Source organism: Bacillus seohaeanensis, assembly GCF_042684945.1.
In the GTDB taxonomy this organism is placed as follows: domain Bacteria; phylum Bacillota; class Bacilli; order Bacillales; family Bacillaceae_B; genus Rossellomorea; species Rossellomorea seohaeanensis.
The window spans coordinates 13,203-32,867 of sequence record NZ_JBHUMF010000032.1 but is presented as its reverse complement, the minus strand read 5'-3'; the positions used below and the strand labels follow the sequence as shown (position 1 = coordinate 32,867).

Genomic DNA, 19,665 nt, shown 5'->3' with positions numbered 1-19,665 from the left:
AATAATAGCTATGTTAGCTATCTTTGCAGCAGCATGTGGCACAAAGGAAAGCTCATCAGATGCAGAATCAGATAAGAATTCTGGGGCATCTAAAGAATCTACAGAGTTAACAATTAAGCACGAATTGGGAGAAACAAAAGTAGAAAAGAATCCGGAAAACGTTGTTGTGTTTGATTTCGGTGCACTTGATACATTAGATAAATTAGGAGTAGAAGTAACGGGGGTTCCACAAGCGAATATTCCGTCTTATCTATCAAAATATGAAGATTCTAAATATGAAAATGTTGGTGGTTTAAAAGAACCTGATTTTGAAAAGATCAGTGAAATCGATCCAGGCTTAATTATCATTTCTGGTAGACAGTCGGATGCGTACGAAGAATTAAGTGAGATTGCTCCAACGATTTATATCGGTGTAGATACAGCGAAATATATGGAATCATTCAAAGAGAATACAAAAACACTAGGTAAAATCTTCGATAAACAAGAAGCTGCTGAAGAAGAGCTTGCAAAAGTGGAGGAGTCCATTAAAGGCTTAAATGAAAAAGCAACAGCAGAAGGGAAAAATGCTCTTATTATTCTAGCAAACGATGGAAACATCAGTGCTTACGGTGCAGGTTCAAGATTTGGTATCATTCATGATGTATTTGGATTTACACCTGTTGATGAAAACATTGAAGTTTCTACTCATGGACAAAACGTTTCATTTGAATATATTGTAGAAAAAGACCCAGAGTACCTGTTTGTTATTGATCGTGGAGCTGTAGTTGGCGGTGAATCATCAGCCAAAGAAATCGTAGAAAATAGCTTAGTAGAAAAGACAAAAGCATTTAAAAATGACAACATTGTCTACTTAGATCCAAATTATTGGTACCTATCTGGCGGTGGACTAATCTCCGTCTCTGAAATGGTAAAAGAAGTCGAAGGAAATCTGTAATTTAATAACTGAGAGGTCCGTCCCCGGCTACGCTACCGCGTTAAAGTAGCCAGGGACGGACCTTTTATGTTAATATGTGGAAAAAGTAGTTTGGAGGAGAATATGATCGAAGGGTTTAGAGAGCCTGTATTATCAATACAGAACTTACAGAAGAGTTATGGCATTAATCAAGTTTTGAAGGGGATAGATTTAGAGGTTTATAAAGGAGAGATTATTGGATACATAGGAGCAAATGGTGCTGGAAAAAGTACGACAGTCAAAATCTTGCTTGGTCTTGAAGATGGTTATACAGGAGAAGTTGAGATTTTTGGAAAGCAAGTTTCTACTAATGATATAGATTACAAGAGAAAAATTGGCTATGTACCAGAGACGGCTGAGGTGTATGATAATCTGACGGCGAGAGAATATCTGACGTTTATCGGCGAATTATATGGTCTAGATTATGAGATTGTAGACAATAAAGCTGAAAAGTTAATGGATATATTTGGTCTATCAAACGTGTACGACTCTCGCATTGCTACTTACTCGAAGGGAATGCGGCAGAAGGTATTAATCATCTCGAGCTTATTGCATAACCCGGAATTATTATTTTTCGATGAACCAATTAATGGGCTGGATGCAAATAGTGTAATGGTGTTTAAAGAGTTACTTGCACAACTTGCTGCCCAAGGGAAAACCATTTTTTATTCTTCTCACATTATGGACGTAGTAGAAAAAATCAGCAATCGCATTGTCTTGCTTAATAAAGGGCAAATTGTCGCTGATGGTAGTTTCGAAGAATTGAAAGGGAAGAACATGGAAGGGACATTGGAACAAATCTTTAATCAGCTAACAGGCTTCCATGAGCATAAGGAGATAGCTGAAAAATTTGTCTCCATTGTTCAAGGGAATGAGTAGTATGAAAAATTTTCGTACACTTAAGTTTCTAGATAAATTCAAGCGGCTATTTGATAGTATCGGAATTGACTATCCTGTTATGCGTAAAATTTTACAAGTTAAACTAACGATGGATCAAAGACGGGTACCGACTATCTTTAATCAATCAGGAAAAAAGAAGGGGGACGAAAATAAGAATGAGAATCGATTCATAAAGTCTTTATGGATTTATGCTCTCTACGGCTTGTTTTTAGTGCCATTTCTTCTATTTGGGAATAACTATATTTTTCAGATGAGCATTATCTTTGGTGTGTTGATGTTTATTATTACGACTTCGATGATTTCAGACTTTTCATCGGTTCTGTTAGATATTCGCGATAAAACGGTTTTGGGTACAAAACCGATTAATCAAAAAACTATGAATGCAGCAAAAACACTACATATCTGTATTTATCTCTTCTTTTTAACGGGAGCGTTAACGGCAATCCCGTTAGTCGTTTCACTTGTTAAACACGGAATTGCCTTTTTTATAATATTTTTGGTAGAGATTGTACTAATTGACCTTTTAATTGTGGTACTTACAGCTCTATTGTATTTCTTGATATTAAGATTCTTTGATGGTGAGAAGCTTAAGGATATCATTAATTATGTGCAAATTGCCTTATCTATCGGGATAGCAGTCGGGTATCAATTTGTAGCAAGGTCATTTGAAATTGTTGAATTAAATGTAACCTTTACACCAATGTGGTGGCAGTTTTTTATACCACCAATGTGGTATGGTGCACCATACGAATTGCTGTTAAAACAGAATACAAACACTTATTTTATTGTTCTTTCCCTACTGGCTATCATCATTCCGATACTGGCTATTTTTATTTATGTAAAAATGATCGCTTCTTTTGAACGTCATCTTCAAAAGCTTTCCGATCACAGTTCCAAGGTGAAAAGCCAAAAAGGAAACAGAGGGTTAGCCATCTCTAACATTATTTGTTCGAGTAAAGAGGAAAAGGCTTTTTATCGCTTTGGAACAATTATGATGAAAAACGAAAGGGAATTTAAATTAAAGGTATATCCTGCACTAGGTTTTTCCTTAATTTTTCCGTTTATTTTTCTTTTTAATGAAGTGCGGATGAGTTCATTAGCAGAAGTGGCGGATAGTAAATGGTACTTATCTATTTATTTTGCTAGTATGATGATTTCGACGGTTATTATGATGCTGAAATATTCTGGGAAGTATAAAGGATCTTGGATTTACAAGACTACTCCAATCAACAAGCTCTCCTCCTTGTTTAAAGGAACATTAAAAGCATTTATCGTGAGATTATTGCTTCCAGTGTATATCCCGTTGTGCGCCGTGTATATCTTTCTTTTCGGAATTCGAATTTTACCGGATCTCATCACAATATTTTTAAGCTTTATGCTGTATACGATTATTAGCTTTAAATTTTTACATAATGGATTGCCTTTCTCAGAATCATTTGATGCTGTACAGCAGAGTGATGGGTGGAAAGTACTTCCCTTTCTTCTTTTAACGGGAGTATTTTTTGGAATTCATTATTTTAGTACAATGTTTTCTTACGGAGTGTACATGTATATGGGAATACTGCTAGTAGTAAATATAATTGCTTGGAGAGTGGCCTTTCCTAATAGATGGGAGAAAATAAAATAGTTTTTAACCGAAATAAAACGGGAAAACATATCGTATCTCTTTAATAGGGGATACGATTTTTTATTATCCTTCAATACTAACTTTACATCAGTGCAGCAATTGAATAGTAGCTTGTGAATGTAGTGGTTTTGTTTAGTTTCAGTGAGCTGTTTCGACTTTGAAATTGAAAAGTAATTGAAATTTTACAAGCTTGTATATTTGTTAAAATAGATAGTAGATACGAAAGTTTTGATAATGTTTTGGACTAAAACAGAACTTTTTACATGATGGAGGACGAAATGACATTAGAGAAACAGTTAATAGAAAAAAGGTATTATGAGAAATATTATCCAAATGAAGAAAGAAATCATCCAGTTGAAGTACTGGGAAAAGCCTATATGGAAGAGCAGAAAAACGATATGTATGATTTATCCTATATTCGCTTTGCTCAAGGAGAGGTATATTTTCACAGTCAGGATTTTGAAGCAGCTATCTTTAAATGGGAAAATATTAATAATGAATTAGAACCATGGGCAAAAAAGAATATTGGTGATTCTTATTATGAACTAGGATTGCTATCTGCTGCAGAGGATATTTATACAGCGATTCATTCTGATAGTAACACTCTTTCTGTAGAGGTTTCCTTACAGTTATTCTCACTTTATCTGGAGCAAAGTAAGATGGAGGATGCTTATTCAGCCATTAAGAGGGCATTAGAATTAGATCCAGATTATCCTAATGTGACAGAAATTGCTCGTGCGTTTTACGAGGAGCAAGAAGATTGGATTAATGCTATCGAACTTGCAGTCCGTGAGTCGATTCGGACAGAATCCTTGGAATGGTTTGTAATTTTAGAAGAGTATGTTGATAAAGGCTTTACAAAAGTGATGAACCCACATTATTTCTTTAATGTCCTAATGACGGTTTATGCAGTGGATAGAGCTCGATTTAAAACAATAACTATCTCGCTTTGGGAAAGCTACAGGACAGAATCTTTCTACTTGGAATGGGTCAAAACGGTTAACAATATTTTTCTTAATAGCAATTGGGACAGTGTGGAAGCAGATGATGAATTATCAATGCAATTCAGTACGACGTATTTTGAGTTGATGAACGGAGAACTGTTAGTAGACAAGTTGAAAGAAGTTATTCCGAATTTGGTATCCAATTGGCTAACAACTTCTAAACTACACAATGCCTTAATTCCATCGGCAGGAATTTTAGCATGGAGTGAAGTATTTCCATCAACAATAGATTCATCCGTTGTTGTTAAGGCAGAAAACATTCTATTTAAAGCAGAAGCACAAAAAGGTAATGTCGATGAATTAGTAGCATTTGTTGAACTGATTTTACATTGGGCGGAAAGTAATGGGGTTAAGCTAGGGAATAATGTTTCCTTGCTTGTCCAACAACTACTTGATCGGAAACGAAACCACCTATTTGTTGCGGGCTCTGTTAAAAGTGGAAAATCATCCTTTATTCATTCTGTTTTAACAGAGAATACTATCGAAGCAAATGCCTTCGACTCTGATTCACAAGAAGAAGGAGACACTAACAACTTTGATGATTCTAGTTCGGAGGAGGAAGCTATCGAGGATTCTTGGGTTGAATATAATGTTTCTTCCACGATATTAAGTGATAATTATTGTTCTTTTATTGATACACCAGGGTTAAGTGGTAATGAAAAAGAACAGAGGGAATTCTTTGAATATGTTCCATTGAGCGATGGCTTGTTATATGTACTTGATGCAAGCACGATTGCAAAAGAGGTAGAACGAGACAATCTATTGAAATTAAAGCAGTTTGTAAAAGATATTCCGGTTCACTTTATTTTGAATAAGATGGATACAGTTGCCCGGGTAGAAGATGCAGATAAACTTGTAGAGGTAACGGAGGCGCGTGTTCAAGAGATATTCCCTAGCGCAAACGTATTTCCGTATTCGTCAGAACAGGCTGTTTCCATACAGCAAAAAGACTTGTCACAATTTGTTCGTTCTAATTATTCGTTCCACAACTTCGTTTCAGAGGAAAACAGGGTAGCAAAGCTGCTCTATCTTATTCGTAAAGTTATTATAGATTTGAAAACGAAACGTGTGGAGAAGGAAAACGGCTTAATCGATTCTATTCAATTAAACGAAGATATTTTAGTTCGCTTGAAGGGCTTCCAAAATAAATTGGATGACATCGAAAAGGAAAAGACAAGTGATATAAAAGATTCCTATCATTCTGTAAAAGTTGAAATAAAGAAGAAGCTTGAGAAAGGAATTCCAACCCTTCTGAAAGAGTCTTCGGAGCTTGTAAAAGAAGATAGTAATTTTAAACAAATACACACTGAGTTAAATGAAAAGATGAATGAAAAAATCCAAACGTATTTACAAAAAGAAGTAATACCGGAACTTTGTTCTTCATTAGATGGATGGGTAGAAGTATCTCTAGAAAATCTTCTGCAAAGTCAGCAATATTTAAATGAAATGAGCGAAACATTTAATGAAATGTTTGGGGAAGAAAAGGTAAAATTGAATTGTGATTTCAAAGTATTAGATGATTGGCGACGGGATATCAATCGAATGGCCAATAGAGCAGGAGTGGAAAAAGAAAATATCATGCTTCGTCTCAAACCTGCTCAGTTTTTATTGAAAAGTGCAGGTAAATTGCTTGGAGTTCTTCCACAAAACAAGACGCTGCTTTATAACCAATATAAGAAGTATCTTGAAAATGAAAGTTACGAGGATATCACGGCGTCCATTTCTTCTAAATTCTTTGTTCAATTTGACCTCTTTGAGAATGCTTTAGAAAGAGATATCGCAGCATTTTTTAACGCATCATTTAATAATATTAATCGGACGATAGAAGACACTAAATTAGCCGTTGAACAGCAGGAAGAAGAGTTAAGTAACATGAGGCAAAATCCAGAGTTATATAACGATCCTCTTGCTGTTTTTGAAGTAAGACTTCTTCAACTTGAAAAGATGAGGAAAATAGGTAATCCTTCCTCTGTTTACTCAGAATAGTAGCAAAGACAGCCTGTTAAAGCGCCTAGTATCTCCCTTAGCATTTTTTTGGGGATGCCAGGTGCTCTTTTTGGTTTGAGTAGTTTATGGCTAGATTTAGTGAACTCCTTAGAAACGTTTGTTGCTTTTTACTACGCTGCTTCCACTTTTCTTTGTCCAGTTTCAGCGGCTAGCTCGCTGTGAAAAAGATGATTCCCCTCTAAAGGCAAAAAGCGCCTTTTGAGGGAAATCCCTATTTTCTTCGCGAGCTACTCAAGCCGCTTCCACTTTTCTTTGTCCAGTTTCAGCGGCTAGCTCGCTGTGAAAAAGAGGATTCCCCTCTAAAGGCAAAAAGCGCCTTTTGAGGGAAATCCCTATTTTCTTCGCGAGCTACTCAAGCCGCTTCCACTTTTCTTTGTCCAGTTTCAGCGGCTAACTCGCTGTGAAAAAGAGGATTTCCTTCTAAAGGAAAAAAGCGCCTTTTTGAGGGAAATCCCTATTTTCTTCGCGAGCTGCTCAAGCCGCTTCCACTTTTATAGTTAGGCACTTTTTTGTTGTAAATACATATGATGTTCATGAAAATACTCCCGTAGGGCTAATTAATGGCTTCTATTAAGAAATGTTTCCGCACTCAAGTCATAGTGGAACAGAATAATGAAGGGATTAGTTAGGAAAGGAGCAGTATACATGTTCATGGAATGGTTCCAAGAATTAAGTCCCACTGTACAGGCACTTTTTGGAGGAATGTTGACATGGGGACTGACGGCTCTTGGTGCAGCAACTGTTTTTTTCTTTCGCCGTATTGATAAACATTTACTTAATATGATGCTCGGTTTTGCAGCAGGGGTTATGATTGCAGCATCATTCTGGTCATTGCTTGCCCCATCAATAGAATTCAGTGAAGAAAGCGGCCAGATTCCATGGCTTGCTCCAGCAATTGGCTTTTTACTAGGTGGATTATTTATAAGACTGTTAGACTTTGTTGTTCCGCATTTGCATCTCGGCAACACAGCAGAAAAAGCGGAGGGTCCACAAACGCAATTAAAAAAATCAACATTATTGTTTCTAGCGATAACCCTCCATAATATTCCAGAAGGACTTGCAATCGGAGTAGCATTCGGTGCAGCCTCATTAGGAATCGGGGATGCAACAATTGTAGGGGCGATTGGCCTTGCAATTGGTATTGGTATTCAAAATATGCCGGAGGGAGCAGCGCTATCTGTTCCATTAAGAGGAGAAGGGATGTCTCGATACAAAGCATTCCATTATGGTCAGCTATCTGCAATTGTAGAACCGATTGCTGCAGTAATAGGGGCAGCTGCCGTTCTCTTTATTCAGCCTATTTTACCATACGCACTTGCGTTTGCTGCTGGAGCTATGATCTTTGTAGTAGTGGAGGAACTTATTCCTGAGTCTCAATCCTCTGGAAGTACAGACTTAGCAACATTAGGTTTGATGTCCGGTTTTGTCGTTATGATGATTTTAGACGTTGCTTTAGGCTGAGAGTAACCATTGTATTTTATATAAGCTAGTTTAACAAGGGCTTAGCTTCTCTAAGTTGACCGATACAGAGTACCGATTTACATTATTTGGTGCTCTGTTCGGCTAGATAATTCGTTAAGTACTTTCATTATGCAAGAGGATTGTTTTTACTTAATTTATAAATTTTCTAAAAAATTAAACATTGATGTTTTCTTCTCGTGTTGTATCCATTACAATTATTGTATATCCTGTCGAATTGTGAGTTGTTGAAATAGATGAAATCTATTTATATGGAGTTACTACCAAACCTATTTTACATATTAACAACGTTATTAGTGTTTCAATTTTTTCTTGTAAAAAAACAAATGTTGAATTATGATGAAAAACCTTTTAAAATATTAATTTTTTTATTTGCATTCATTTCCATTTTTCTTTGCATAACCTTTCCTGTGAAAATTACGGATAATTACTTTTACGATCTTAGAGAAATTCCTTTTATCATTGGTGGATTATATGGTGGACCAGTGGTAGCGATTAGCCTACTTTTCTTAACTATTGGTTACCGCCTTCTATTTGGAGGGCTAGGGATCGGAATTACTATTATTACCTTATCGTTCCTAGGGATTTTTTCCGCAATCCTATCTAAGCGATTCATGGAAATGAGAATTCGAAATAAACTTTTTACAGCTTGTTCTTTAGTAGTACTTTATTCGGTTATTTTGCTTATATCCTGTCAGTATATTTATGAATTACCAAACACTTGGACCTTTGTCTTTATTCCTATATTACTTGCAGAATTAATAGCGATGGGGGTCATTGTTTACCTTGTTGAGGCTATCTGTAATACAAACTATTTGCGAAACAGAATTGCATATTCAGAAAAGCTGGAAATTGTTAGCCACCTTGCCGCAAGTATTTCTCATGAGGTTCGCAATCCTCTAACAACAACTAATGGGTTTCTTCAGCTGTTAAAAGAACAGGAAACAGATCTGAAAAAAACGCAATACATAAACCTTGCATTAGATGAGTTATCAAGAGCAGAAGGAATTGTTCGGGATTATTTGACCTATGCAAAACCAGCTCCCGAAAAGCTTGAGTTATTAGATTTGGAAGAGCAAATAGATAAAACAGTGGCTATTATTCAACCATTAGCCAATATGAACAGTGTCGAAATTGAACTTGCTTTGTTTCAAGCAGCAGTCAAAGGAGAAGAGGCGCAGTTGCAACAATGTTTACTTAACATTGCTAAAAATGCAATTGAATCTATGCCGTCAGGGGGGAAATTATCGATAAAGATGAAGAGGCATAATACCCATGCCTTGTTAACAATATCTGATAAAGGCTGTGGTATGACAAAAGAACAGATAGCTAGACTTGGTGAACCATATTTTACAACGAAAGATCAAAAGGGAACGGGACTAGGTATGATGGTTGTCTTTAGAGTAGTTGAAGCGATGAAGGGGAAAATAAAAGTAGATAGTGAAGTAGGGAAAGGTACGATATTTACTATTGAATTTCCGCTCGTCTAAGATTATAATTTGCAATGGTCTTTTTAAGTTGATTCTTTTTCTGAGGTAGTAGTTGTTCACTACGAGCGGTTGCTACAACAAAGTTTGAATCGGCTTTTTTTATGGAAAAAACCTCAAGTGGTTTAGGTTTATTTTTACATTTGTCAAAAAATAAATTGCTATGATCGACTATTTTCCATTAAACTATAGTCTACTTAGGCTAATATTTGGAGAGATACTATTGGAACAAAAAATGATTTATCGTTATGACGTGATGGAAGTATGTCTTTTAGCAGGAAAAATTATGCTTCAGAGTGGTGCGGAAACATATCGTGTAGAGGACACAATGATGCGAATTGCTGCTTCCTTTGGAATAAGGGAGTCTCATAGCTATGTGACACCTACGGGAATTATCTTCTCGATTGAAACGTCAGAGCCAACAAAAACAAAGTTAATACGAATAAACGAACGCTCAACGGACTTGGAAAAGGTAGTGCTAGTGAATAATATTTCAAGAAAGATCAGCGGGGGAGAACTAACGGTTGATGAAGCTTATGACGAATTGGAAGATTTACAACGAGCAAATTTATCTTATTCTTTTTTGACACAAGTTCTTGCTGCTGCAATTTCAAGTGGTTGCTTTCTTATTATGTTTCAAGGAGACTGGAATGATTTCCTCCCAGCACTTGTTTCTGGAGGCGTTGGATACATTAGTGTAATTTATTTTCACAGAGTAGTACCGATTAAGTTCTTTGCAGAGTTTCTGGCTTCTTTTTTTATCGGAATGCTATCTTTTATTTTTGTTTCTTTAGGACTTGGTCAAGAACTAGATAAAATTATTATTGGTTCTGTTATGCCGCTTGTTCCTGGACTGTTGATTACGAATGCTGTTCGTGATTTAATGGCGGGTCATCTCGTATCAGGTCTGTCCAAAGGAGCAGAGGCCTTTCTGACTGCTTTCGCAATTGGAACAGGGATAGCCGTTGTGTTCATGATAATGTAAAAAGGGGGCAAGCAAATGATATACATAGAACAATTACTCACAAGTTTTATTGCAGCAGCGGCATTCGGTATCATTTTTAACGCCCCGAAGAGATCGCTAATAAAATGTGGAGTCGTTGGAATGTTCGGCTGGATTATTTATATCATCCTGGTTATGTATGAGTATGATACGATTCTTGCGACGCTAGTGGCTTCTTTTGTTGTGGCGGTTATAAGTCAAATTTTTGCAAAGGTGTATAAAGCACCTGTCATTATATTTAGTGTAGCAGGTGTCATTCCGTTAGTTCCAGGTGGCATCGCATACGATGCAATGCGGAACTTCGTCGAAAATGATTACAATGCCGCAATCAACCTCGCTGCAAAGGCATTTATGATTTCAGGGAGCATTGCTGTCGGGTTAATTTTCTCGGAAGTTATTAATCAAATTATTCGGAATGCAAAGCTTAACCCGAAAGCTAAGTTATAATATCCAGTTTTAAATAAAAGCTGTTTTTGTAAAGTTTGTTGTTTATGGGAAGTGGACCATTCCTTTCCGCTGCAGGTACTTGCTTTCCTCTATATCTCGCAGGAGTCAAGTGCCTTCCGCTCCAATCCACTCTGAATTTTTAGTTGTTGTTAAAAGCAACAATCTTTTAGAAAATACCCTAAATAAAAAAGGCCATGATGGTCTTTTTTATTTTATAGCATTCTTCTCAAAACGTATAAGGGCGTAAATACTATTCTTTTTAGTACAACTTCTTTCAATACAAACTGTAACCTTCGTATTACTACTTCGTCTAATTGGTAAAGGTTTTAAGGAAATCGTACCATTCATCTCGACACTAACTAACCCATCGTCCATTCTTCAATGTTTCTTTTCAAATTCTATCTATTTAGGAGGAAAAACTATGTTTCGTCATCGTCCCTATCTGAAAGTTAGTCTTGTGATTCTCTTTATTCTTGGATTTGGTCTTGTTTATTATATACAAAAGCCGACTGTCAGTGCTGGAATAAAGATTGCGGATAGACCGGTAGTGTTAGCAGATAAAACGTGGAATTTACAATTTTCAAGACCAATCAAGAAAGAAACCGTAAACGAAGAAAATGTTTTTGTTACGGACTCTTCTGGAAAGAAAGTACCCGTAACACTTGAATTACAGGAGAATCAAGAAAGTCTCCTTATTCATGCACCTAAAGAAGGGTACCCATTAGAAAACGAATTTTTCACCCTGCATATTTCCAATAATGTTAAATCTACATTTGGTTTTTCCGTTAAAGGTAATAAGGAGATAGAATTTGCTGTAAAACAAACATTGCCTGTAATCGAATCAAAGAATCAGCTTACTCGTTATTTTAAAGAAGTGATGAAAAAGGAAAATAGTAGCACGTTCCCTTTGGTTAGACAAGAAAATGCAGAAATGAGTGAATCATCCGCTAATGCTAATCAGACAGAAACCGCTAAGTCCTCCAATGAAGGATTTTCACAAACAAATAATCAAGTAGAAGATGTAGTTGAAGGGGACATAGTAAAAACAGACGGTGAATATATTTATCAACTTAAAGAACAAAAATTGGTCATTACAAAAGCATTACCAGCTGAAGAATTAAATGTAGTGTCATCCATGACAGTAAAGGAAAACTTTTCACCAAGACAATTGTTCCTCCAAAAGGACAAATTAATTGTTATTGGAAACTCATGGGGTGAACCTGTTCCCCATAAGAAATCGCAGGCTAGCCCCAATATAGCGATAATGCCTGTTGAGGGAGTGACAAAGGCTTTCGTCTATGACATTACAAATCAAGAAAAACCAAAACTAGTAAGAGAAATCGGCTTAGAAGGACATTTTGTATCAGCAAGACAAATTGATTCAAATCTCTATCTTATAGCGAACCACTCCCCGGATTACTGGAAATTGGAAGAAGAACGAGAAACCGACCTTCGTCCAAAAATTTATGATAGTGAAAAAAGCGACCATTTAGAGCCAATTGCACTAAACAAAATCAAGTACATGCCCCAATCGATAGAAACAAATTTTACATTGATTGGTTCACTTGACATAAATGACGATAGTTCAGAATTCAAAGTCGAATCCTACTTAGGTAGTGGCAATCAACTGTATATGTCAAAGGAAAATCTTTATATAGCTGTTACTAAGTACACAACAGAAAAACAAAAGGAGTGGGCAGCACCAAACACAGAGATTTATAAATTTACGGTAAATGGCACAGGTGTTCAATTTGATACAAGGGGAGAAGTAACAGGTACTGTGTTAAATCAATTTTCAATGGATGAATATGATGGATATTTTCGTGTAGCAACGACGGAGGGGAAAGTCTGGAATGAAGAAAAACCATCTGCCAATCACCTGTTTGTTTTAGATGAAAATATGCAACAAGTCGGAAGTCTTAAGGGGCTTGCGCGTGGGGAACAAATCTACTCTGTCCGTTTTATGGGAGACAAAACCTATGTTGTGACTTTCAAACAAGTTGATCCGTTATTTGTCATTGACACATCAAAGCCTGAACAACCAAAAGTACTTGGAAAACTTAAAATACCTGGATTTAGTACCTATCTTCACCCAATAGATGAAAACCACTTAATCGGTTTTGGGGTGGATACAAAGGTCGTAGAAGATAAAAATGGAAATAATAAAGAGCCATTACTGATAAGAGGTGGAATGAAAATCTCCTTGTTTGACGTAACTGATTTTACAAATCCGAAAGAAATCGATACGGAAGTAATAGGAGGGAGAGGAACCCATTCTCCATTATTAGCTGATCATAAGGCACTGTTTCATTATCCCAAAGATAACTTATATGGATTTCCAGTCTCCATATACAACAACAAAGAAGGTAGTGACATGGAACAAACATTTAGTTTTCAAGGGGCACTGATGTATGAGATAACGCCTGAAAACGGTATAGTAAGTAAAGCGAAATTAGCTGACGAGTCAAAAGGAACTGGTTTGTCTCCAGGTGAAGGCTGGGCAAACCAAATTCAACGACTAATTTATATTAAAGATAAAGTTTATACGATATCGAATAGGGAAGTGGCTGTTTATACTATGGGAGAATTTAAAAAAATGAATTCAGTAAAATTACAATAATTATAGAACAACCCCGAACCCTATTTTTGCGCTCGGGGTTGTTGTTTTGTAGATAGATTTAACCTTAGGATGGTAATAATCAAATTTTAACGATACATATTATTTAAAAGATCTAAAAAGAAGAGATATGATAGTGAATATATAGTTTTTTTAATTTTTAATAAAATGAAAATTAATAAGGTTTAGGAGGAAAAAGAGTGTCGAAAATATTTACATATATAAAGCCTTATCGGGTAGCGGTTGGCGTCGCTTGGGCACTCATGCTAGTTGAACTTGCGGTGGAGTTACTGAATCCATTATTTATGGCAAAAATTATAGATGAAGGAATCGTGAAAGAAGATCTTTCGGTTGTCATGCTATGGGGAGGGATAATGGTTGGAATATCGCTTCTTGCATTTATTGCAGGTCTGTCGAATTCATTTTTAGCTGCCCATACAAGTCAGGGGTTTGGTTTTGATGTGAGAAAAAGTTTGTATGATAAGATTCAGTCCTTTTCCTTTGCAACTTTTAATAAGATTCCTGCGTCTTCCTTGATAACAAGAATGACGAATGATGTTAAGCAAGTGCAAAATACTATTTTTATGAGTTTGAGAATTATGCTAAGGGCTCCATTACTTGTGATTGGAGCTACGATTATGGCTTTATTTGTTAATGCGAAATTATCATTGATACTCCTCGTTGTAATACCTTTCTTATGGGTATTCTTGTTTTGGGTGTTAAAAAAAGGATGGGGTCTTTTTCAACTTGTGCAGGAGAATCTCGATCGCGTGAATAACGTCGTAAAAGAAAATTTAGCAGGGATGAGACTGATCCGGGCATTTATAAGAAAGGATTATGAAGAGAAGCGCTTTGAACATTCAAACAGGCAAGCGAAATTTAGAACGACGGCTGCTTTGAATTTTATGGAAATTATTATGCCGATTTTAATGCTTGTGATGAATGGTGTTATTTTGGTGGTTTTATGGTATGGAAGTTTTGAAGTAAGTACAGGTGGAGCACAAGTAGGGGAAGTGGTAGCTATTGTGACGTATGTTACGCGGATTTCTTCTATCTTCTCTGTTTTTTCTTTCATTATTACTAGCTTTTCGCGGGCTCGAGCATCTGCCAACCGTATCGGCGAAGTATTAGATACGGAGGTAGACTTATTGGAAGAGGAAGAAGTAGATGCTAAGCATCATGTTACAAGGGGATTAATTGAATTTAAGAATGTTTGTTTTCGTTACCCTAACACAAAAACAACTATATTGCACAATGTATCTTTTGCTGTTCGCCCTGGTGAGACGGTTTCAATCATGGGAGCGACAGGGGCAGGGAAGACTTCATTATTTCAGCTAATTCCTCGTCTATATGATGTGACACAAGGGGAGATATTGCTTGATGGTGAAAATGTTAAAAACATAACTTCAGACTCATTAAGGAAAAGTATAGGATATGTTCCACAACAACCGCTTCTTTTTTCAGGAAGTATAAAAGAGAACCTTTTATGGGGAAAAGAAGATGCGACGATGGAGGAAGTTATAAAGGCTGCTAAAGATGCACAAATAGATAAAACTATCGAGACATTGCCTAACCAATATGACACTCTTTTAGGGCAAAAAGGGATCAATTTGTCAGGTGGACAAAAGCAGCGTCTATCTATTGCACGTGCGCTTATACGTCAGCCGAAGCTTCTTTTACTAGATGATAGCACCAGTGCATTGGATTTAAAAACAGAAGCGAAACTATTAAAAGCATTAAAAGGATACACATGTACAACCATCATTATTACACAAAAAGTAAGTACTGCATTAGAATCAGATAAAATTTTATTGATGGAAGGTGGCAGACTAATAGCCGAAGGAAGTCATGAAGAGTTGCTAGTGAACTCCTCTCTTTATCAAAAAATATATCAATCTCAATTTGGTATGGAGGTGGACAGTCATGTCAAGGCATAGTAGGGACCCAGGGAAAAGAGAAAAAGTCCAAGATGCAAGAGGGACGTTGAAACGGTTATGGAAGTATTTGTCTTATAAAAAAGGGTTGCTCCTGTCCGTTCTCGTTATGGTTATGATAAGTTCAGCTGCAAGTTTACTAGGACCGTTCTTAGTAGGGATGGCTATTGATGATTTTATCGTTACAAAAGATAGGAACGGTATTGTTGTGTTAATCGGAAGTTTAATCGTTATCTATATTTTTCATTCTCTATCTATTTGGCTTCAAAATATTTGGATGATTAGGGTCTCACAGGACACCGTATACAGGTTAAGGAAGGATCTTTTTCACACTTTTCATCAACTTCCTATTCCGTTTTTTGACCGGCGTCAGCATGGAGAGTTAATGAGCAGGGTGACAAATGATATTGATAATGTCAGTTCAACACTTAATAGTTCTTTTATCCAGATTCTGTCGAGCATACTTACATTAATAGGAACAGTCACTGTTATGCTGTGGCTTAGCCCACTTTTAACGCTTATTACACTTACCGTTATTCCAATCATGTTTTTTGGATTACGATGGATTACCAATAGAACTGGACGGTTATTTAAAGAGTACCAGCAAAACCTTGGGGATTTAAATGGCTTCATTGAAGAAACGATTTCTGGACATAGCATAATTAAAACTTTTTCAAGAGAAGAAATGGTAAAGGCAGAGCTTGAGAAGAAGAATGAAAGGTTGCGTCGCGCCGGATACTGGGCTGATACATACTCTGGGTTTATTCCTAAGTTAATGAACGTATTAAATAACGTGAGCTTTGCGATTATTGCAGGAGTTGGAGGAATATTTGCCTTAAACGGGATGATTACCATTGGGGTTATTGTTATTTTTGCCGAGTATGCAAGACAGTTTACTCGTCCATTGAACGAGCTTGCGAATCAATTCAACACGCTTTTATCAGCGGTTGCCGGGGCAGAAAGAGTTTTCCATATTTTAGATGAAGAAGTAGAGGGGATAGAGAACCATGGAGTAGAAAATATTTCTTCTATTAGAGGGGAGATTACGTTTCAACATGTCTCTTTTTCTTATAATTTAGTAGATGGAAAAATACTTGAAGATGTGAGTTTTACGATAAAACCAGGAGAAACATTAGCATTAGTCGGGCCAACTGGTGCAGGGAAAACGACCATTACGAACATCCTGTCAAGATTTTACGAAATTGACAGTGGAAGAGTTTTAGTAGACGGTCGAGATATTCAAAATATTGGCAGAGAAAAATTGCGTGAACATATGGGATTCGTACTCCAAGACTCGTACCTTTTCAAAGGTACCATTCGTGAAAATATACGATATGGCAGATTGATTGCATCGGATAAGGAAGTAGAAGAGGCTGCAAAGCTTGCTAATGCTCATACCTTTATTGAAAAACTCCCAAATGGGTATGACACTGTATTAAAGCAGGAAGGGAGCGGGATAAGTCAGGGACAAAAACAATTGCTTTCAATTGCTCGAGCAATACTTTCCGACCCATCATTATTAATTTTGGATGAAGCAACGAGCAGTATTGATACGGTTACAGAAGTGAAAATTCAAGAAGCACTAGGAAGGTTGATGAAAGATAGAACGAGCATCGTTGTCGCACATCGGCTTAATACAATTCAGCGGGCGGATCAGATATTGGTAATCAATGACGGAAAAGTAATCGAAAATGGTACGCACGAGTCTCTACTTGAAGAGGAAGGGTTTTATTATGAACTTTTTCATAGCCAATTAAAAGAGATAGGCTGAATAAAAATAAAAAAGGTGAACTCGATTCCTTCGAGTTCACCTTTTCCCGTTTTCAAACGGGTAATATTCTTTCGTAACTTGCAACATCACAAGTAAATATCATTATATATTGTCGAACGTTATAGATAAATTACAGCCGCGGGCAATTCCATTGTCGTCTGAAAACCTAAACGACGTAAGCCCTACCTCTCTTACATCCTTACGGCTCCGAAGCCGATCCAGTGTGATTAAGTTGAAATAAAAAAACAAATATTGAATTACAATTATCTATTCGTTTTTATCGTTAATGTTACAAGTTGAATCTTTATTGTATACATAATAATGTAAAATGTCAAACCTCCATGTTTTTTATGCTAACAATTTCTAGTTTTTTTGTTTAATAAGCAATTGCTAATTTGTTCCTGACACAAAATACTGCAATTCTAAAAGGAACAAGGGTATTGGTATAAAGTTATCAACTCAATTTTTATTCAAATTTTCCTGAGCCATTCTCACTAATTCTTTCACCATGTTTCCGCCGATATTTCCGCCAACTTTCCCGGCTTGCTCCGATGTTAATTTCCCGTTGTACCCTTTTTGCAATGGTACATTCTGTTCTTGTGCTATTTCAAATTTTGCTTGGTTAGGGTCGTCCGTTCCACTGACCTTTGCTTTAAGTTGATCTAATGCTTGTCTTGCTTCTGGGACAATTATTTTATTTTTTCGGGTCATGAAATAATTCCTCCTCACATTGCATATAGTTAAAATTATTTTTGTTACTATAGCCTTAATTTTAAGTTGCCCAATTTTAAAAAAATCCTCCTGTATGTGCTAATTTACCAATGAGTTTATATCTATGTATTATTAAAAAGTCAATAAAATTGTTAAAAAAAGTTGTCTAAATTGTGTCTTTGGATATATAATTTAGAATAGTATGACAAATATGAACAAAAGGGGGAAATTTTTTGGAAGAGTTTGTTGGTTGGTTAGTAGGGGTATTGTGGTCTCAGCCAATGATTTATTTGTGTTTAGGAATTGGGCTATTATTTACAGTGTTAACCCGTCTATTACAAGTCAGACTTGTTACGGACATGATAAGGCAGATATTTAAAGGAGGAAGTTCAAGCGCAGGGGTATCATCGTTCCAGGCACTCGCTCTTTCATTATCAGGTCGTGTCGGTACAGGAAATATCGCTGGTACTGCAACGGCAATAGCATTTGGTGGGCCGGGAGCTGTTTTCTGGATGTGGGCAATTGCTTTTATTGGAGCAGGTAGTGCATTTGTCGAATCAACACTTGCTCAAATTTATAAAGTAAAGCAAGATGGTGAGTATCGTGGGGGGCCAGCCTATTATATTGAAAAAGGAATTGGCTGGAAATGGTACTCTGTACTTTTTGCAATTTCAGCATTGCTTGCAATGAGTTTGTTAATGCCGGGTATTCAATCGAATTCGATTGCACTTGGTTTGGAGAATGCATTTGGAATTAACACTACTGTTACAGGTATTATCCTTGTTGTTTTAATCGGATTAATTATTTTTGGTGGAGTTAAACGTATTGCTAATGTTGCCTCTTATGTTGTACCATTTATGGCAATTGCATATGTAATACTTGCACTAGTAATTATTGCTTTCAATATTACTGAAGTACCCGGGGTTCTTGCTCTAATATTTAAAAGTGCATTTGCTTTAGATTCCGCATTCGGGGGAATTGTCGGTATGGCAATCTCTTGGGGCGTTAAGCGTGGTATTTACTCCAATGAAGCAGGTCAAGGTACAGGCCCTCATGCTGCAGCTGCAGCGGAAGTATCCCACCCAGCAAAGCAGGGACTTGTGCAAGCATTTTCAGTCTACATTGATACATTGCTTGTTTGTTCTGCGACAGCCTTCATGATTCTCTTCACAGGTTCTTATAACACAGAAGCTCCAGATGGAACAATGATTGTTAATAATTTAGAAAATGTAGAGGCGGGACCAGGGTATACACAGGCAGCAATTGAGTCCGTGCTTCCTGGCTTTGGATCAGGGTTTGTCGCTATCGCTCTTTTCTTCTTTGCCTTCACAACAATTATGGCCTACTACTATATCGCTGAAACAAATATTGCTTACTTAACAAAAGGGAAAAACAGCAAGCCCGCGATGTTTATTTTAAAAATTGTTTTATTAGGTGCAACCTTCTACGGTGCTGTTAAAACAGCAGGCCTTGCGTGGGCAATGGGAGACATCGGCCTCGGAATCATGGTATGGCTTAACATGATAGCGATTGTCATTTTGGCAAAACCAGCCTTAGCGGCACTGAAAGATTATGAGCAGCAAAGGAAACAGGGGATTGATCCAGTTTTCAATTCCGCTAAACTTGGAATTAAAAATGCTGAATACTGGGAAGAAGAATACAAATCACCTGACAAAGAAAACGTTTCGTAATATAAGAAAGGAAGCAGCTATTATTGTGGCTGCTT

13 protein-coding genes are annotated in these 19,665 nt (G+C 36.7%); 12 read left to right on the top strand and 1 reads right to left on the bottom strand.

The window, feature by feature from the left end:
- The first annotated feature begins 10 nt into the window (after positions 1-10).
- From ACFSUL_RS19745 to ACFSUL_RS19695, 11 genes are all read left to right on the top strand, one after another.
- Positions 11-934 carry a siderophore ABC transporter substrate-binding protein gene (locus ACFSUL_RS19745; RefSeq protein WP_377937886.1) on the top strand — a complete coding sequence of 308 codons (924 nt, stop codon included), beginning with the start codon at positions 11-13 and terminating at the stop codon, positions 932-934.
- A gap of 102 nt (positions 935-1,036) precedes the next feature.
- A complete protein-coding gene (locus tag ACFSUL_RS19740) occupies positions 1,037-1,831 on the top strand; it encodes an ABC transporter ATP-binding protein (RefSeq protein ID WP_377937855.1) in 795 nt (264 codons plus the stop codon).
- A gap of 1 nt (position 1,832) precedes the next feature.
- Complete coding sequence (locus ACFSUL_RS19735) at positions 1,833-3,479, top strand: hypothetical protein (protein ID WP_377937853.1); 1,647 nt, start codon at positions 1,833-1,835, stop codon at positions 3,477-3,479.
- A gap of 278 nt (positions 3,480-3,757) precedes the next feature.
- On the top strand, positions 3,758-6,469 hold the full coding sequence (locus tag ACFSUL_RS19730) for a GTP-binding protein (RefSeq protein ID WP_377937851.1): 2,712 nt from the start codon (positions 3,758-3,760) through the stop codon (positions 6,467-6,469).
- A gap of 666 nt (positions 6,470-7,135) precedes the next feature.
- Positions 7,136-7,951, top strand: a complete 816-nt coding sequence (locus ACFSUL_RS19725; RefSeq protein ID WP_377937849.1) for a ZIP family metal transporter — start codon at positions 7,136-7,138, stop codon at positions 7,949-7,951.
- Between the two features lie 254 nt (positions 7,952-8,205).
- Entirely contained in the window at positions 8,206-9,459 is a 1,254-nt protein-coding gene (locus tag ACFSUL_RS19720) for an ATP-binding protein (protein WP_377937847.1), read from the top strand.
- A 232-nt stretch (positions 9,460-9,691) separates the two neighbouring features.
- Complete coding sequence (locus ACFSUL_RS19715) at positions 9,692-10,441, top strand: threonine/serine exporter family protein (protein WP_377937884.1); 750 nt, start codon at positions 9,692-9,694, stop codon at positions 10,439-10,441.
- A gap of 15 nt (positions 10,442-10,456) precedes the next feature.
- Positions 10,457-10,906, top strand: coding sequence for a threonine/serine exporter family protein (locus ACFSUL_RS19710; RefSeq protein WP_377937845.1), 450 nt, complete (start codon positions 10,457-10,459; stop codon positions 10,904-10,906).
- A 421-nt stretch (positions 10,907-11,327) separates the two neighbouring features.
- Positions 11,328-13,526 carry a beta-propeller domain-containing protein gene (locus ACFSUL_RS19705; protein ID WP_377937843.1) on the top strand — a complete coding sequence of 733 codons (2,199 nt, stop codon included), beginning with the start codon at positions 11,328-11,330 and terminating at the stop codon, positions 13,524-13,526.
- A gap of 197 nt (positions 13,527-13,723) precedes the next feature.
- On the top strand, positions 13,724-15,460 hold the full coding sequence (locus ACFSUL_RS19700; protein ID WP_377937841.1) for an ABC transporter ATP-binding protein: 1,737 nt from the start codon (positions 13,724-13,726) through the stop codon (positions 15,458-15,460).
- The gene (locus tag ACFSUL_RS19695) at positions 15,447-17,228 is read left to right on the top strand and encodes an ABC transporter ATP-binding protein (protein ID WP_377937839.1); all 1,782 of its coding nucleotides are present in this window, start codon (positions 15,447-15,449) and stop codon (positions 17,226-17,228) included. The genes ACFSUL_RS19700 and ACFSUL_RS19695 overlap by 14 nt, the downstream gene beginning before the upstream one ends.
- Before the next feature lie 459 nt (positions 17,229-17,687).
- On the opposite strand, the gene ACFSUL_RS19690 is transcribed toward ACFSUL_RS19695, so the two are convergent.
- Entirely contained in the window at positions 17,688-17,939 is a 252-nt protein-coding gene (locus ACFSUL_RS19690; RefSeq protein ID WP_377937837.1) for a small, acid-soluble spore protein, alpha/beta type, read from the bottom strand.
- Between the two features lie 233 nt (positions 17,940-18,172).
- On the opposite strand from ACFSUL_RS19690, the gene ACFSUL_RS19685 reads away from it, so the two are divergent.
- Positions 18,173-19,630: an alanine/glycine:cation symporter family protein gene (locus ACFSUL_RS19685; protein ID WP_377937835.1), complete on the top strand. Its 1,458-nt coding sequence runs from the start codon at positions 18,173-18,175 to the stop codon at positions 19,628-19,630.
- Positions 19,631-19,665: the final 35 nt, after the last annotated feature.

What these genes read in the sequence shown, in the direction of transcription:
- ACFSUL_RS19745 (WP_377937886.1), top strand. Translation starts at nt 11, where the DNA reads ATGTTAGCTATCTTTGCAGCAGCATGTGGCACAAAGGAAAGCTCATCA.
- ACFSUL_RS19695 (WP_377937839.1), top strand. Translation starts at nt 15,447, where the DNA reads ATGTCAAGGCATAGTAGGGACCCAGGGAAAAGAGAAAAAGTCCAAGAT.
- ACFSUL_RS19730 (WP_377937851.1), top strand. Translation starts at nt 3,758, where the DNA reads ATGACATTAGAGAAACAGTTAATAGAAAAAAGGTATTATGAGAAATAT.
- ACFSUL_RS19715 (WP_377937884.1), top strand. Translation starts at nt 9,692, where the DNA reads ATGATTTATCGTTATGACGTGATGGAAGTATGTCTTTTAGCAGGAAAA.
- ACFSUL_RS19720 (WP_377937847.1), top strand. Translation starts at nt 8,206, where the DNA reads ATGAAATCTATTTATATGGAGTTACTACCAAACCTATTTTACATATTA.
- ACFSUL_RS19725 (WP_377937849.1), top strand. Translation starts at nt 7,136, where the DNA reads ATGTTCATGGAATGGTTCCAAGAATTAAGTCCCACTGTACAGGCACTT.
- ACFSUL_RS19705 (WP_377937843.1), top strand. Translation starts at nt 11,328, where the DNA reads ATGTTTCGTCATCGTCCCTATCTGAAAGTTAGTCTTGTGATTCTCTTT.
- ACFSUL_RS19735 (WP_377937853.1), top strand. Translation starts at nt 1,833, where the DNA reads ATGAAAAATTTTCGTACACTTAAGTTTCTAGATAAATTCAAGCGGCTA.
- ACFSUL_RS19710 (WP_377937845.1), top strand. Translation starts at nt 10,457, where the DNA reads ATGATATACATAGAACAATTACTCACAAGTTTTATTGCAGCAGCGGCA.
- ACFSUL_RS19740 (WP_377937855.1), top strand. Translation starts at nt 1,037, where the DNA reads ATGATCGAAGGGTTTAGAGAGCCTGTATTATCAATACAGAACTTACAG.
- ACFSUL_RS19690 (WP_377937837.1), bottom strand. Translation starts at nt 17,939, where the DNA reads ATGACCCGAAAAAATAAAATAATTGTCCCAGAAGCAAGACAAGCATTA.